The sequence below is a fragment of the Bacillus sp. OTU2372 genome (genome assembly GCF_038440275.1).
Taxonomy (GTDB): domain Bacteria; phylum Bacillota; class Bacilli; order Bacillales; family Cytobacillaceae; genus Neobacillus; species Neobacillus bataviensis_B.
The window spans coordinates 76,605-93,041 of sequence record NZ_JASATK010000012.1 but is presented as its reverse complement, the minus strand read 5'-3'; the positions used below and the strand labels follow the sequence as shown (position 1 = coordinate 93,041).

Genomic DNA, 16,437 nt, shown 5'->3' with positions numbered 1-16,437 from the left:
CTAGTGATGTAACTTCACTTCTGTTTTCAATTTAATACCTTGTTGTTTTTCAACCAATTTTGTAGTAAAGTCGGTAATCCAGCCCGCAAAGAAGTTCATCACTAATCCGACTAGCAAGTATCGGACAGCCAATTCTGCAGTACTAAATCCGAGCTTTTCAATCCCAGCGGCGATCCCGAGGAAAATAAATAATTCACCTGGGTTGATATGTGGAAATAATCCATTACTTGTATGACAGAAATAAGAACCTGAAGCATAATAGCTTGGTTTATATTTTTCCGGTAAAAACCGGCCTAATGATAATGCCATTGGATTACCTAACATGAATGAACCAATAAACGGAAGAACTAAATATCTTAATAGTGGGTTCTTGCTTGAAGCCATCGCAAGCTTGTTAATCCGTTTTTCTCCAATCAACTGAATCAACGTATTCATCGCCACCATTAATAACAAAACAACTGGTACGATTCCCTTCATCCATGAAATAAACGTGTCTGCACCCGTTTGAAATAATTTCATAAAGCCTTCGGCAAATACAACGATATAATCCATTAACAATCACCTCTTCTTATTTTTTTACAGCAGCCACACGTTCTGCTTGCAGCATCATTCTTTTAAAGAGACTATTTTTTTCAGGAATTTCTCCCCCGCTCATAATCACCTTATAATTTTGAACCGCGTCGAGAATGGCCAATTTTAGCAATTTATTGCATTGAGTCAGATCTTTTTCTTCTAGTGTTCTAATATTTTTATCTTCAAAGCCGTGCAAATCCTTCACCTTCGCCATGACCGTAACTCCCTGAATCTTCTTCGCCTTCAGGATTTTACCGCTATTCGTAACAGCAAACATGACAATGGTTCCGGAGCGAATCTTTCCAGGCTTCTTACCGATGGCCACTTTTCCGATTCTTCTCAACTCTGCATACGCTTTCGAAAAATGCTTTATTTGGAGATACCCTAATACCATTTGAAAAATAAATGCACCCGCCATAAAAATCATGATGATAAAAATTTGCATTGTTTCACGTCCTTACAAAATAATTCAGGAGGTCCTGCTTGCTTTTTCGAGATATTGTGATAGTTCTTCATAGTTAGTAGCCTCAGATAATTGGTTAACAAGCTGTTGATTACCCGCAATCCGCATTATTTCATCGTAAATTTTCACTAAAAGACTAGCATCATAATCAGTCTGTTCGGGTATTCCTAACAAGAAGACCAATTTGATTTCCTTTCCATCAGCCATTACCATCTCAGGAAATACACCCAACGCAAGCTCGATTTTATTAGAATTATGGTTTACGGTATGGGGCAAGGCTATGTACCGATCAAATACCATCGATCCTTTTTCTGCCCGAACCTTAAGCCGCTCTTTAAACCCCTCATCGAGATAGCCTCTCATAACTAAATCTTCAATCATCAAATTTACATTCTCTCGGTAACCCTTCTGGCTGTCTAAAACAAAAAATTTATCTTCATTGGTTAACATCTTGATGATGGAATGATTGTTTCCTGTGTCTTTTAACTTGAATTTCTGTAAATAGGTTACTCTTTCAATTTGCTGTGAAATGCTTTTTTCATCAAAAATTTCATTGATTGATATTAATGGAGCATCCGTTTCAAATGTAAGCTGGACGGTTGAAAAAACCATATCATAATCGGCTAACTGTTCTTTCGTTATCTCTGATTCCGAAAACAAGTCAATCTGCGTGTTTTGATTCAAAACTCGCTGCAGTTGAATGGCAACCAATTTAGCTGTGCCCCGGCCGGTTCCACAAATAACGGCAACCTGCCGCAAGCGTTTCACCTTCACTTCATTTTGGGCGATAAATACGCCAAAATAGAAGGCAATGTAGCCAAGTTCATCCTCCGAAACCTTTAGACCATACTCTTCCTCAATCACTTTTCCAGCCATTTCTGCCATTTTGTAAGCAACCGGGTATTTCTCCTTTACGTCAATAAGGAGCGGGTTGGTAATCCTCATACCAAACATCAAACGATTTAACATAAAGGTTAAATGGTATTGCAGATCTTCAAAGAACTCTTTATTTTCAAGAAAGATCCCCTTTTCAAAACCCACTGCTTCCATAATCTTCTCCAAAAGATTTTTCACATCTTCCGTAACGGTTACATCGGCCATTGTTCGATTGTTCGTCGGTGTTCTCCGTCCTGCAATCGGTAACGTAATGAACAAGATTTCCGGCTGCGGAATCTTTATAGGTAAATGCCTTTCAATCGCGTCAGCTATTTCTAACGCAAGCTGATAGTCTTTTGTATCAATTAGTTTATGGTGTTTCTCATTTATCTTTGGAAGTGGATGGTCCTTTAACAAACGGTCCAGCATAATGATAACAAAACGGATTAGCCGATTTTGCGTGGTTGATTCCAAATCAAACTGATTCGCAATCCGGATAACCTCATCTTTTATATCTTCATCCAGAGGATAACCGCTATATAAATAATCATAAAGGTTATCCAGGATAAAGAAACGCAGGTTAAGTTCATCCCCACTTAAAAACATGCCGCTGTTTTGTTTACCAAGAATCGAGAGATGATAGGCTTCTAATGCTACAGCGGCTTTCTTTAACTCATTTATGAGAGTTGTCCTGCCAATGTTCATACGATAAGCCAATTCATCGAGTGTATTAATTTCGTCACTGTTTACTAGTTGGTCAATGATAAAAGCAATCCGGCTTTGTGGTGAATCCTGCTGATTTTTCTCTGAATGGATTTTTTTCAACAAGTTCTCAAATAACTGCTCATTCTCAATGATTAAATGGTAGCCTTTTCCCTTTTCGTTCACAAATGATGCGATGCCTTCCAAGTCGCTGTTTAATTGTTTACTATAATTACGGACAGTTCTAGTACTTACCCCCATTGCTTCTGCGAGATACTCCAAAGAGCAGTATGTTTTCTTCCTTACAATCTCAATAATTTGAACAACTCGTTCATCCATCATTAAATCAGACATTTTCTTCACCACCTCCTTCTAAAAACCAATGCCAAGATTATATCCGAAAAACAATGTTATGGACAGTTTATACGGTTAGGGTGTTACTTTCCAATATTGAAATTCAAGAAAAAGTTCGTCACTTCATCTTGCCTTATATTAGCCGCGGGATTTACCACCTGAGATATTGATTGTAGTACCGGTAATATAACTTGAGCGGTCTGAAGAAAGGTAAGAAACCAGTTCACCTACTTCATATAATTTCCCTTCCCTAGCCAAAGGAATAGACTTGCTATAATCGGTTGCTAACCCGTCGACTGTAACACCACGTGTATAAGCTAATGCTTCATTATAGGCATCTGTCCTCAACCCCGTTGTTTCCATGATTCCAGGTGCCACTGCTGCCACTCGGATATTATATTTACCTAATTCTTTTGCCCACGCACGAGTGAAGGAAATAACAGCTCCTTTTGTAGCGGAATAACAACTTTGACCAGCAGACCCTTCTTGACCAGCCTCTGAAGCAATATTTACGATAACTCCTTTGTTTTGTTTGACCATTTCCTTAGCTGCAGCCTGTGAACAAAGGAAAGGGCCCTTTTGATTAACCGCTACCATAAAGTCGAAATCCTTTTCACTTAACTCATATTCTGGCCTTACCCCTTTTACATCTACTAATAGTCTAGGGAGGTTGATTCCTGCATTATTTACGAGAATATCTACAGATCCAAATAACTCCACTGTCTTAGACACCATTAGGTCAACGCTTTCTTTTCTGGTCACATCACATTTTATAAAATAAGTTCCATCGGCCTGTGGACCTTCTTCCACATTTAAGTCAGAGACAACCACTTTTGCCCCATTTTTTCTTAGTTCATCGGCAATACTTAATCCGATGCCAGATGCACCGCCTGTTACAATTGCTACTTTACCTTCTAATTCAAGCCAAGATGTATTCAATTATATTCCTCCTAGTCTTTCAATCTATAAAGCGTTTTCAACTTATGTATCAAGTATAAAAATTTTATTCAATCGAATTAATACATACTTTTTCACAGAAAAGTGAAAACAGTTGAACTATTGAAAGTATTCATCTAGGCAATGACAAAAAGCCTCTAATCAGAGGCTTTTTTTACTTCTACATATTTGATATGATATCCCTCCGCTTCACTGACCCTAAATTCATATCCATCTGCCACTACTACCGCTTCATCGTCTATCCGCGTCGACCTTTCTGTTAAAAACCAGCCGCCGAGCGTCTCGATGCCATCCGCGCTTAAATCGATTCCGAGTAACTCATTCACTCTCTGAATAGCAACTTTAGCATCAATGATATAGTGGGTTCGCGGTATGACGGTCCGAATCGCTGGAACTTCATCTTCATCAAATTCATCTCTTACCTCACCGACGATCTCTTCAATAATATCCTCGACCGTTACCAATCCGGATGTACCGCCATATTCATCAAGTAAAATCGCCATGTGGGTCCTTTCCTTTTGCATCATCAGCAATAAATTATGAATTGGGATCGTTTCAATCGCGGTAATCACCGGCTGAATATGGGATTCGAGTTTCCATTCTTCTTGAGGGCTTTTATTCATAAACCTATGGGTTAACAACATCTTCACGTTTAGCATACCAAGAACATGATCCTTATCCCTCTCAACCACCGGATAACGAGTGAATTTTTCACTTCGAAGCTTTTGAGCAATCTCTTCGATTGTATCGCCTAGCGATATGCAGCACATTTCTGTGCGAGGTACCATGATCTCTTTAGCCAACCGCTCATCAAATTCAAAAATATTGTTCACGTAGCGCCATTCATTCCGATTAATCTCCCCGCTTTTATAGCTTTCCGACAAGAGGATTCGCAGTTCTTCTTCCGAATGGGCCATTTCATGTTCAGAGGCTGGCTTTAGTCCAAACATACCGACCAGCAGACGGGCGGAATGATTTAATAGCCAGATAAACGGAAACATGAGCTTATAAAACCAAATGATTGGTTTGGCGAACCATAAGGTAATCTGCTCTGCTTTTTGAATGGCGAAGGTTTTCGGCGCGAGTTCCCCGGCGACAACATGAATAAAGGTAACGATAACAAATGCCAGGGTAAATGATAAGAAATGGGTAACAGCCTCGTTTAAATGAAAAACTGCCAGAACAGGATGAAACAGCTTCTCCACTGTCGGTTCGCCGAGCCACCCTAGTCCTAGCGCTGTCACTGTGATGCCGAGCTGGCAAGCCGATAGGTACTCATCGAGGTGAGTGACGACCCTCTGTGCGGCGGCCGCACGGCTTTCCCCTTCTGTCATCAATTGTTCAATCCGTGATGTTCTCACCTTGACAATCGCGAATTCAATCGCCACGAAGAAACCAGTTAAGACAATCAACAAGACAATGATCAATACGTTTAACCACAGCAAAGATGGAGCACCTCCTTATAAGAAAAGCGCAAGCGCCTTGGTCAGCCCCGATATAGGGCGACTTATCGACTGGCCGGCGAAAGCAGGGTCAAAGACTAGTCGCCCTTAATGCGTACAGAAAGCATAAGACGAGCCGGCCGAAAGGTTGCTTTTTAACCTTTTGGCCGGATTGGCTGTAGACCATCGAGGGGCTAGGCGCTGGAGCTAGACAATTCTTAAAGTCAAAAGCTTTTATACTTTCTTATCCCCAAAATAACAATCCGAAATCCCGCTGGATTCCGGATTGCCATGGTCTATAAATGATTATTCTTGTCCAGCTTGTCATCTAGTTTTTCTAAATATTTAGCGGCGAACGATTTTCCGCCAAGACCAAACGCCAGGCCAAATGCGAGTGCCAACCCGCCTAAGACGAGAATGAAGGCTGCATTCACAATGGAGTGTGCCACACCAAGCTGGTCTAATGCCATAAATACTGTGATCGCAAAAATCGTATATTTAGCGATGGCGGCCAAGGTGCGTGAATAGTTATTTTTAATGACATTTTGTAAAATACGCTCCAATAAATGGCCAACATATAACCCTACACCTAAGATTAAAATAGCAGCTAACAGCATTGGCAGATAAGCAATTACTCCTGTTGCCAGCGTTACTAAGAAGTCTAAATGAACAATTTGTAAGGCTTCGACTGCGAATAACAACACAATGACAATTTTAACAAGCAGACCAACAATTTGTGATAAAGTAAACTTCGGTTTTTCCGGTGTTAATGAACCAATCCCTATTTGATGAAAGATGCTGTCAAATCTCAAACGCCATAGCATTTGGACAACCATTTTTTCAATCCATTTTCCAAGCCAAATACCAACTAACATCAGAATGATAGCAACCACCATATTAGGAATTAACGTCAAGATGTGATTTAACATCGCTATAGCGGGTTCAGAGATTCCCTTCAAATCTAGCTTTTCCAATGCCGTAATGATGGTTGGAATTAAGATAAAGATAAACACAATATTCCCAATGATGCTTGATAGATTGGTATCTTCCTTATCTTTGATGATGCCGTATCGCTGCCCGATATGGTCCGCCCCTAGGCTTTTTAAGAAGTTTGTGAGTATATCGCGAACCAGTTTGGCAATCAACCAGCCGATCAATACAATCAATGCGGCCGCAAATAACTTCGGAATAAACGCTAGCATAGAAGTAAGTGCATGTGTGAATGGTCCTGAAATCCCCTCAATCTGTAATGCCCCTAATACTCCTGGTAAAAATAGCAATAGAACAAAATAGAAAACACCTTGTGCGATTCTTTCCACACTATAATGGGCTTCAACCTGATTTTCGGCCATTTTCCATTTAACCAATCGTGATTCCAACTGAAGCAGCGATGCTCCTTTTTTGAAAAGTAGACGCAGCAGGTTGGCAACCACCCAGGCAAATAATAGAATAAGAGCCGCTTTTATTATATTGGGAATAGCGCCTGTCATCGTTGACATCATATAAACCAATGGTTGGGCGATTAGGCTTAAGTTCAACATGTTGAAAAAGATGATAAAGACGACCACTAATAACGTATAGTAAACGATTTTCCCAATAATCGTTTCAGATGAATACTTCTTACTAGTACCGAGGTTAGAAAACAGCTTATCATCAAAACTTGCTTTCTTTAATAATGATGTCACAGCTTTTCCAATTCCTTTTGCGATTAGCCAGCCTATTAATAAGACGAGAAGGGCTAATAGCAAACGGGGAATCTGATCTGTATATATGTACCACCCTGTTAACATATCTTTTACATTCATAAACATCGCTCCTTTTCATAATTCGTTTTGTTTGCTAGATGATATACCCCGTCTAATTCGTTTCAAACATTTGCAAAAATAGGTTTCACAACCATTTTCCATGGGAATATACTCTGCAACCGAATAACAAAAGGAGGAGAAACGATGAAGAGCAAAACATTGTTAGCTGGTGGTTTAGCGGCGTTACTGACTTTTGGCGGTTTGGCCGGATGCGGTGATGGCGTCGACCAAGACAATGGCATTAGTGATGGGCAACAGAAAGACGCGGTAGATACTAGCAACAAGAATTCTGCTAAAGAGAACATAACGGAAGCAAAGAACAATTTAGAAGATATTAAGAATAATGTGGAAAAGGAAATTAAAGAGGATGCTAACAACTAAGATAGACATTACTAGATTTTTAAAATAAAAGGAGGAAAACAACGTGAATAAAGATGAATTAAAAGGACGTTATGATCAAGTCAAAGGCGAGGCAAAAGAACAATGGGGTAAAACGACCGATGACCGCTCGACCGAAGCGGAAGGAAAGTTTGATAAAGTGAAGGGTAAAGTGAAGGAAGGATACGGGGAAGTAAAAGAAAAATTATCGGAGTGATATTTATAGAGGCAAAATAAAGAAGAGGCCCCCCGGCCTCTTCTTTTCTATGTTACCCCTTTTATTTGACCATGTTCACCAGTCGGCCGCCTTCCCCAAAGCATCCGACCGGATTGTTATATTATTTCCCGGGGAAATACTCTATTCCCTGGACAAGCCTAAGTTCAAAGTCCAAACTTTGAGTTCCTTTTTTAAAAATTACTGCAGATTATTCAAGAAGTCGAGCGCAATATTTGGTGCCACTCCGAATAGAACCGACCCAACGACTGCGACTAGCAGGACAACCACAATACCGAAAGGAATGTTCAGTTTGCGCTCGTCCGCAGCCGGGCGGAAGAACATCTGCGTCATGACGCCGAAATAGTAGAAATACGATACGACGGTTGTCGCAATCATGATCGATGCCAGTACATAGTGCGGAGTGCCATAGAAGGCCCCGACAAAGATATTTAATTTGCCAATGAAACCTGCTGTACCCGGGAAACCTGCTAAGGAAACTAAGAGAATTCCCATAATAACAGCAAGAGCTGGTGAACGGCGGTAAAGACCGGCGAAGTCGGCAATTTTTGTTGAACCAGACTGCTCAGTAATTACCTGAATCACAGCAAACGCACCAAGGTTCATTAACATATATGCCAAAAGGTAGAACCAGATTGAAAAAAGCATGTTCGAGCTCAAGGTTGTTAACGCGACCAGTATATACCCAGCGTGGGCGATACTGGAATAGGCGAACAATCGCTTAATATCTGACTGCCTTAAAGCGACGACGTTTCCGACAATCATAGTGACGGCGGCAATCACTGCAAGATAATCCTGCATTTTAAAGAGGATGCCTTCACCGTTTGCCCCTGTTGGTGCCGCATTGTAGAAGACAGCAATCAGCAGACGAATAACGATTACAAAGCCAGCAGATTTAGAAACTACACTCAAGAAAGCCGTAACTGGTGTCGGCGCACCTTGATAAACGTCCGGTGCCCACATATGGAACGGCGCGGCGGCTAATTTAAATGATAAACCTACAAAAATGATTAAAAATGAAAGACCGAGAAGGTAAGCATGCTGCGCATCTGTTACCGCAGACAGTGTCTGTGCAATTTGGAACAAGTTAGTTGATCCTGTTAACCCATACACATAGCTCATCCCAAACAAGGTGATGGCTGTGGAAATACCACCATTGATGACATACTTCATCGCCGACTCATTTGATTGTAAGTTGTGTTTGCGGATGCCCGCTAAGATATAAGAAGATACAGTTAACAATTCCAACCCAATAAATAACGTGATTAAATCCCCGCTTGAGGTCATCACCATCGCACCGAGCAAGGCCGTTAAGAATAAGTAATAAAACTCGCCGCGGTAGTTTTCCATGCCTTCCTTTGCTTCATAACTGACAGCAAGGAACATGACGAGCCCCGCACCGACAAGCAGGATTAACTTAAAGGCTTTACCAAAAGCATCCAATGTGAAGCTGTCGTCTAAAATCGATGTCGCATCCGTATTGAGCAGCGATACAACCGATACAATAGCGGCCAATATGCCCAAGATTCCAATCCAGCCAAGGAAGCGGTGGTCTTGTTTTTTTGGTGTAAATAAATCGATTAAGGTAAGCGCTGCGGCCACACCGAGGATGATGAACTCTGGTGTCATGACACTCCAGTTAAATGATTTCAATGTCGTTAAATCCATCCTTCATCACCCTCCTAACCCTAACATGATGGTTTCCAGTGTTGTTTGCAGCGGAGAACTTAGAACACTTGGATAAACTCCAATTAATACGATTAAAACCATTAGTACCACAACCGGTATGAATTCGACGCCTTTTAGGTCGATCACACCCGTAAATTCGCGATTGTGTTTGCCGTAGGTGATGCCCAAGACAGCGCGCAGTACGTAGGCTGCGGTCATGATAATGCCGATGGTTCCCACGGCGGCAAGCCACGGAAGTTCCTTGAAAAGCCCTAGGAAGGCCATAAATTCACTAACAAACCCGGACATGCCAGGAAGGCCCAGTGAGGCCATACCGCCAGCAAGCAGAAAGCCAGCTGCGAGCGGCATCCCCTTCGCCATTCCGCCCAGGTTCTCGAGAAGCGACGTATCGGTACGCTCATACAGGACGCCGACGATGAAGAACAATAACGCCGAAATTAGTCCGTGCGAGACCACTTGGAAAATTGCTCCTTGCACTCCGGCTGTGTTCATCGCCGCAAGGCCAATGAGCACGATCCCCATGTGAGAAATCGACGAATAGGCCAAAACCATTTTAAAGTCTGTTTGAATGAATGCCAGGAACGCCCCATATAGTAGGTTGATAACGCCAAGGACGGCAATCAGCGTCGCAAGGGTATCAAACTGCTTTGGAAAAATCCCCAATCCAAAACGGATCAGTCCATATGCACCAATTTTTAATAGAATCCCAGAGTGAATCATAACAACCGCTGGTGGTGCCTGGACGTGCACCTTTAGCATCCAGCTGTGCAATGGAAAAATTGGTAACTTCACACCAAAGGCAATTAATAAACCGATGAAAAGGCCCATTTTCAGGTCACCGGAAAGCGGTGCGCTTGGATCTGCCATCATTTGTGTCAGCAGCTTAATGTTGGTAGTACCTGTTTTTGCAAACAGAATCATAATCACGATAAGGAGAACGGCCGAGCCTAACCCGTTGTAGATTAAGAAACTATATGCAGCTTTTTCTTTTTCAAAATAACCCCATTTTCCAATTAAGAAGAACGTTGGAATGAGTGTAACCTCGAAGAATATGAAAAATAAAATTAGGTTTTCAGCAGTAAACACACCGAGCATTCCGATTTCTAAAAGAAGGAACAGCATAAAATAGCCTTTCCATTCTTTTTTAACAAACCGCGCGGCGGCAATCGCTGATAATGTTGCCACTATGGCGGTTAACACGACTAGTAAAAGCTGAAAGCCGCTTAGGCCAAGCTCATAGTTGACTGCAAAGTAGGGCTCTTCGGTATTCATACCGCGGAAATGAATCCACTCTTTTGCCACATTAAAGTCTGCAAGGTTCTTGCCCCACTGAAAATGAAGATAACAAGCAAGCGCCAAGAATAGTGCCGGCAAGGTGGCTAGAAAGCCAACGATTTTGATTGGTTTTTCAACTGATTTTGGCATCATGGCCAAGACGATGATACCGAGTATCGGGGAGAATACTAGGATTGAAAGAACAGCTGATAAATTCATCGTAAGTACCCCCCTGTTAATGCAAAAATGACGGCGAGCAGTGCGAGACCGATAAAGGCAACAGCCCCATAGGTCTGTACCTGTCCGGATTGCAGCTTGGAGCCTGCACGGCCAAGTCCTTGGACAATCCCAACCACGCCTTTGACAAGCCCTTCAACGAGGAAGACATCAATGAACCGCAAGAAGTAGCTGAGTGCTTTAGAAGCTGCGACAACGGTGTATTGATAGAACTCGTCAACATAATACTTATTAAATAAAATACTGTGCAAGGTGTCCCCTGTGCCGCTTAACCAGTTACGGGCAAGTGAACGCTTATAGTACATCAAGTAGGCAAGATAAATTCCCGCTAATGATACAAGCGTTGCGGCAATCATAATCCATACAGGACCTTGCGTCTCGGCATGGTGGGCAAGCGTTTCATTGCCGTCAACAAGCCAGTCGCCAAGGAACGTGCCGAACCATGGTGTGTTCACGTAACCAGCAATGACTGCGAGTACTCCAAGGATTACCATCGGCAAGGTCATATTGGATGGCGATTCGTGAACATGTTGTTGGTTGCCGCGCGCTTCCCCGGTAAAAACCAGGAAGAACAAGCGGAACATATAAAATGCTGTCATAAAGGCCGCAATGAGTGCCAGCAAGAATAGGATTGGATGCCCGCCTTCCCATGCCGCTGCCAGAATTTCGTCTTTTGAAAAGAAACCGGATAGTAATGGTACCCCGCTGATCGCGAGTGTTCCGATTAAGAATAACGGCCCGGTCAGTTTTAATTTTTTCCAAAGCCCGCCCATTTCCTCAATGTTTTGCGTGTGGACCGCATGAATGACCGAACCGGCTGCTAAGAATAGCAAGGCCTTAAAGAAAGCATGTGTCATTAAGTGGAATACACCTGCCACATAGCCGGCTGAGCCTAGGGCTAACATCATGTAGCCAAGCTGTGAGACAGTTGAGTAGGCGAGAACCCGTTTAATATCGGTTTGCACTAAACCAATGCTTGCCGCAAAAATGGCGGTAAACGCTCCGATGACTGCAATGGTGAGCAGTGCTGTTTTGCTGGCTGAGAACAGCGGAAATAGTGCTGCGACTAAATAAACACCAGCTGCAACCATTGTAGCAGCGTGGATTAAAGCCGAGACAGGTGTCGGACCTTCCATCGCATCTGGAAGCCAGGTGTGAAGCGGGAACTGACCGGATTTTCCGACTGCTCCGATAAAAATCAGTATCGCTACCAGGGTAATCATCGATGTTGGGATAGCGCCGGTTTCAACTGAATGGAAAATGACGCTATATTCAAAGCTTTTGGTTTCCCAGAAAAGGAGGATCATCCCGATAAATAGGCCGACATCGCCGATACGGGTCATGATGAACGCCTTTTTGGCGGCCGCTTTCGCTTCTTCCTTGTAAAAATAAAAACCAATCAATAAGAAGGAACCCACACCAACTAGTTCCCAGAAAATATAAGTTTGCAGCAGGTTTGGTGAAATAACCAGCCCCAGCATCGCAAAGGTAAATAATCCTAAATAAGCATAAAATACATGGAACCGCTCGTCGCCATGCATGTACCCTTTAGAGTACGTATGTACCAAGAAACTAACGAGCGACACGATTACCAGCATTAATGCATTTAATTGATTGACTTCGAAGCCCGCTGTAAGATGCAGATCCCCTATCGTGAGCCATTCAAATTTTGTCCCGAAGGTTGGCTCCAAAAAGCGCTCGAATAAGACCAAAATGGAATATATCAGCGATGCGAGCGTGAAGAGAATCCCCACATATGCGCTCGCCTCCTTCAGCCGCTTACCGAATAGAAGAAGGATCAAAAACGATAATAGCGGGAAAAGCGGGATAAGCCATGCATTTTCCAATATTATCAACCCCTTGGATGGTGATGAGTGACCATCCGAATTTTGTCGATTCGACCGATGGACGGGTGTGCTTGTCACTGCCCGAAGTTTGGTCGAATAACCTCAAGGGCTTGTTACTACCCGAGGTTTTCCTGAGTCCTGTTAGTTTTTCATTGTATCCATTTCGTCGATGTCGACGGTTTTTTTGTTGCGATAAAGGGCAATAAGAATCGCCAGACCTACAGCTGCCTCCGCTGCTGCCACACTGATGGCAAACAAGGCGAAGATTTGACCTGTAATCGACGGTGTCATGCCATATTTGCTGAAGGTGACCAGATTTATATTAACGGCATTCAGCATTAGTTCAATTGAAATCAAGATGATAACAGTATTTTTCTTTGTCAATGCACCGTATAAGCCAATGCAAAATAGGATTAGTGCCAGTGCCAGGAAGGCTGAAGCGGGAACTGAACTCATTCCTTATCCGCCTCCTTCTTCTTATCATTTTTTGCTAAGATAATCGAGCCGACGAGTGCAACCAATAGTAACACAGAAGTTAACTCAAATGGAATAATATACTTTGAGTAGAGCGCCTGCCCAATTTGTAATGTGTTATTTTCATGGAGCTTAGTCGGAACCTGCTCAATATTGAAATTGTAGATGCCAATGTAAACCGCAAAGGCAAAGCCGACCACTCCAAGGAACAAGAGGAACTTTCGTAATCTTCCTGTTTTGGGTTCGCTCTCATCGTTATGCCTCGTTAACATAATGCCGAAAAGCATAATGATCGTGATGGCCCCTGAATAGATTAAGATTTGCACTGCCGCGATAAACTCTGCAGAAAGCAGTACATAAATCCCCGCGATCGCCACGAATGTGAAAATAAGAGCGACAACCATATGGATTACCTTATTCAAGTTTAACAGCAGCACGCCGCCGATAATGGCAACGAGTGCGAGTCCCATAAATGCGAGGAATTCGCCTGAGAATGTCATGGTTTATTCACCTGCCGTACGTTTTCGTCGTTTTCATCCAGCCATTCCAGATTTTTAAATAACATGTCGCGGCTGTATGCGGCGAGCTCGAAGTTATTCGTCATGACGATTGCTTCCGTCGGGCAAACCTCTGTGCACAGGTCACATAAGATACAGATTTCGAAGTTAATATCGTATGTGTCGATGATCTTCCCCTTTTTCGTTGGGTCCGGATGCTTCTTACCCGTTAAATTAATACATTCTGTCGGGCAAATATTCATGCATTGATTGCAGACAATACACTTTTCCGGATAAAACTTTTGGATGCCGCGAAAGCGGTCCGGCAGCGGAAGCGGCTCATTCGGATAATCGTACGTAACCTTCTCGCGCGATAATTGTTTAAGGGTATATTTCAAGCCTTTAAATACTCCAAGCACGTTTTTCACCCCTTTAGACAGTTTAAATATTGTTTTTGGTGTCAGGCACCATTTCCACCGCTATCACAGTGTTGATGCGAGTTTTGGTGTCAGGCACCAAATGTAATTAAAAGAATAATGATTTGATGAGAGCGGTTAGGAATATATTCCCTAAGGCGATTGGCAATAGGACTTTCCAGCCGAATTCCATCAATCTGTCGACGCGGAAACGCGGCAGCGTACTCCGAATCCAGAAATAGATAAAGACTATTAAACAGAATTTAAGTGCAAACCATACTGCTCCAGGGATAAAGCTAAGGAACGCAAATGGCGCCAGCCAGCCTCCTAAAAAGACGACCGTAATCAGCGTCGACATCCCAAAAACATATACATACTCTGAAAGCATAAAAAACGCCCAGCGAAATCCAGCATATTCAACGAAATAACCGGCAACGAGTTCGTTCTCCGACTCTGGCAAGTCAAACGGTGTCCTGTTTAATTCCGCAATTGAAGCGATAAAGAACACGATAAAGCCAATTGGCTGCAATAGGATAAACCAGCCATGCTTCTGCTGTTCCACGATATCATTTAAATTTAAACTTCCTGCCAACAGGATAACCCCTAACACGGACATGACCAGCGGGATTTCATAGGAAATCATCTGTGCCGCCGCACGCATCCCGCCTAAGAGTGCATACTTATTATTTGATGCCCAGCCGCCCAACAGCATCCCAAAAACAGTTAAGCCTGAAATAGCAATGTAATAAAGTAAGCCGACACCAATATCCGCAAACTGAAACTTATCGGTAAATGGTAAGGTTGCAAGCACCATGAATGACGGCGCGAATGCAATGATCGGTGCCAAAATAAATAATGGCCGGTCTGCTGCTTTCGGAATAACATCTTCTTTTAATAATAGCTTTAATACGTCCGCGACAGTCTGCAATAAACCCCAGCGGCCGCCAAGTTGATTCGGGCCGTGCCGCAATTGCATATATCCCATTACTTTCCGTTCGGCTAATATTCCGTAAGTTACGAAACCTAAAACGACTAAAAGCAAGACAACACCAAGTAAAAAGAATATTCCAAAGTTAACTAAGCCAGGACTTGATTGGAGCAAATCTTGAATCACTAGCCGTCGACCTCCCCAAGGACAATATCCACTGCCCCTAAAATGGCAATCAAGTTTGCAATATTTTCGCCTACTAGTAATTTCGGCAGAATTTGTAGATTATAGAATGATGGTCTTCTAAACTTTAAGCGGTACGGTTCTTTTTTCCCGTCACTGTAAATATAACAGCCAATCTCGCCGCGCGGTGATTCAATTCGGACAAACCCCTCACCTTTTGGCACTTTAATGATTTTTGGAACTTTAGCCATAATGTCACCTTCAGCAGGGAATTGCTCGACAGCCTGCTCAATGATTTTTAACGATTCAGTGATCTCAGCAAGCCGTAAGTGGTATCGAGCTAGACAATCACCGTCCTCAGAGGTCGGTACATCAAAGTCAAAGCGATCATAAATCGAATATGGCTCATCTTTACGAAGATCCCACTTCACACCTGTACTGCGAAGATTTGGTCCGCTGAGTGAGTATTGAAGCGCTTCTTCCTTCGTATATTTACCAACACCTTTTACCCTGTCCAAGAAGATTTCATTTCCGGAAACAAGGTCGTGGTAACCTTTCAACTGCTCGCGCATATACGGAACAAAATCCCTCACAGTTTCAATCCAGCCCTCAGGAGCATCCCACTTCACACCGCCGACACGCATATAGTTGAAGGTCAAGCGGGCACCTGATAACTCGTTTAGCATATTAATAATCATTTCACGATCCCGGAAGGCGTAAATAAATGGACTCGTCGCACCAAGGTCAAGGACATAAGTTCCCCAGGCCACAAGGTGACTCGCAACCCGCCCTAGCTCCATCGCCAGTACGCGCAGGTATTCAGCGCGGTCAGGAATCTGGATGCCCATCATCGTTTCAACCGCATGACAGATGACGTAATTATTGGTCATTGCCGATAGGTAGTCCATCCGGTCTGTATAAGGGATAATCTGTGTATATTGCAGATTCTCGGCTAATTTTTCCGTCCCACGGTGTAAATAACCGATGACAGGTTTTGCTTCGGTTATGATTTCCCCATCAATTTTAACAACCAAGCGGAAAACTCCGTGCGTACTTGGATGCTGGGGACCGACGTTTAGTAACATTTCTTCTGTTCTGATCACCCG

The 16,437-nt window shown here is 42.9% G+C and carries 16 protein-coding genes; 2 read left to right on the top strand and 14 right to left on the bottom strand.

All coding sequences use genetic code 11. From position 1 onward, the window contains the following. The 6 genes from srlA to AAHB15_RS18455 all read right to left on the bottom strand — a co-directional run bounded on the left by srlA (position 1) and on the right by AAHB15_RS18455 (position 7,172). Positions 1–552 carry a PTS glucitol/sorbitol transporter subunit IIC gene (srlA, locus tag AAHB15_RS18480; protein ID WP_098527803.1) on the bottom strand — a complete coding sequence of 184 codons (552 nt, stop codon included), beginning with the start codon at positions 550–552 and terminating at the stop codon, positions 1–3. A 16-nt stretch (positions 553–568) separates the two neighbouring features. After that, positions 569–1,018: a transcriptional regulator GutM gene (locus tag AAHB15_RS18475; RefSeq protein WP_186446495.1), complete on the bottom strand. Its 450-nt coding sequence runs from the start codon at positions 1,016–1,018 to the stop codon at positions 569–571. Between the two features lie 24 nt (positions 1,019–1,042). Further along, positions 1,043–2,968: a BglG family transcription antiterminator gene (locus AAHB15_RS18470; protein WP_342043046.1), complete on the bottom strand. Its 1,926-nt coding sequence runs from the start codon at positions 2,966–2,968 to the stop codon at positions 1,043–1,045. Positions 2,969–3,106: 138 nt separating this feature from the next. Beyond that, the gene (locus tag AAHB15_RS18465) at positions 3,107–3,907 is read right to left on the bottom strand and encodes an SDR family oxidoreductase (protein WP_342043045.1); all 801 of its coding nucleotides are present in this window, start codon (positions 3,905–3,907) and stop codon (positions 3,107–3,109) included. Positions 3,908–4,062: 155 nt separating this feature from the next. After that, on the bottom strand, positions 4,063–5,370 hold the full coding sequence (locus AAHB15_RS18460; RefSeq protein WP_342043044.1) for a hemolysin family protein: 1,308 nt from the start codon (positions 5,368–5,370) through the stop codon (positions 4,063–4,065). A 293-nt stretch (positions 5,371–5,663) separates the two neighbouring features. Further along, positions 5,664–7,172: a mechanosensitive ion channel gene (locus AAHB15_RS18455; protein WP_342043043.1), complete on the bottom strand. Its 1,509-nt coding sequence runs from the start codon at positions 7,170–7,172 to the stop codon at positions 5,664–5,666. A gap of 144 nt (positions 7,173–7,316) precedes the next feature. Here AAHB15_RS18455 and AAHB15_RS18450 point away from each other — a divergent pair, with 144 nt between their 5' ends. Both AAHB15_RS18450 and AAHB15_RS18445 read left to right on the top strand, forming a co-directional pair. Further along, positions 7,317–7,553, top strand: coding sequence for a hypothetical protein (locus AAHB15_RS18450; RefSeq protein ID WP_098527798.1), 237 nt, complete (start codon positions 7,317–7,319; stop codon positions 7,551–7,553). A gap of 43 nt (positions 7,554–7,596) precedes the next feature. After that, positions 7,597–7,767, top strand: coding sequence for a CsbD family protein (locus AAHB15_RS18445; protein ID WP_342043042.1), 171 nt, complete (start codon positions 7,597–7,599; stop codon positions 7,765–7,767). A gap of 198 nt (positions 7,768–7,965) precedes the next feature. Here the strand turns inward: AAHB15_RS18445 and nuoN are convergent, their stop codons facing one another. From nuoN to AAHB15_RS18405, 8 genes are all read right to left on the bottom strand, one after another. Next, positions 7,966–9,453, bottom strand: coding sequence for an NADH-quinone oxidoreductase subunit NuoN (nuoN, locus tag AAHB15_RS18440; RefSeq protein WP_342043041.1), 1,488 nt, complete (start codon positions 9,451–9,453; stop codon positions 7,966–7,968). Positions 9,454–9,459: 6 nt separating this feature from the next. After that, positions 9,460–10,968, bottom strand: coding sequence for an NADH-quinone oxidoreductase subunit M (locus tag AAHB15_RS18435; protein ID WP_335573569.1), 1,509 nt, complete (start codon positions 10,966–10,968; stop codon positions 9,460–9,462). Beyond that, positions 10,965–12,836: an NADH-quinone oxidoreductase subunit L gene (nuoL, locus tag AAHB15_RS18430; RefSeq protein ID WP_342043068.1), complete on the bottom strand. Its 1,872-nt coding sequence runs from the start codon at positions 12,834–12,836 to the stop codon at positions 10,965–10,967. Before nuoL ends, AAHB15_RS18435 begins: the two co-directional genes overlap by 4 nt. A 138-nt stretch (positions 12,837–12,974) precedes the next feature. Continuing rightward, a complete protein-coding gene (nuoK, locus tag AAHB15_RS18425) occupies positions 12,975–13,289 on the bottom strand; it encodes an NADH-quinone oxidoreductase subunit NuoK (RefSeq protein WP_335573570.1) in 315 nt (104 codons plus the stop codon). Continuing rightward, entirely contained in the window at positions 13,286–13,807 is a 522-nt protein-coding gene (locus AAHB15_RS18420) for an NADH-quinone oxidoreductase subunit J (RefSeq protein ID WP_098527793.1), read from the bottom strand. The genes nuoK and AAHB15_RS18420 overlap by 4 nt, the downstream gene beginning before the upstream one ends. Next, complete coding sequence (gene nuoI / locus AAHB15_RS18415; RefSeq protein WP_098527792.1) at positions 13,804–14,223, bottom strand: NADH-quinone oxidoreductase subunit NuoI; 420 nt, start codon at positions 14,221–14,223, stop codon at positions 13,804–13,806. Before nuoI ends, AAHB15_RS18420 begins: the two co-directional genes overlap by 4 nt. A gap of 106 nt (positions 14,224–14,329) precedes the next feature. Continuing rightward, positions 14,330–15,334 carry an NADH-quinone oxidoreductase subunit NuoH gene (nuoH, locus tag AAHB15_RS18410; protein WP_335573571.1) on the bottom strand — a complete coding sequence of 335 codons (1,005 nt, stop codon included), beginning with the start codon at positions 15,332–15,334 and terminating at the stop codon, positions 14,330–14,332. Continuing rightward, the gene (locus tag AAHB15_RS18405) at positions 15,334–16,434 is read right to left on the bottom strand and encodes an NADH-quinone oxidoreductase subunit D (protein WP_144566014.1); all 1,101 of its coding nucleotides are present in this window, start codon (positions 16,432–16,434) and stop codon (positions 15,334–15,336) included. Before AAHB15_RS18405 ends, nuoH begins: the two co-directional genes overlap by 1 nt. Between the last annotated feature and the right edge of the window lie 3 nt (positions 16,435–16,437).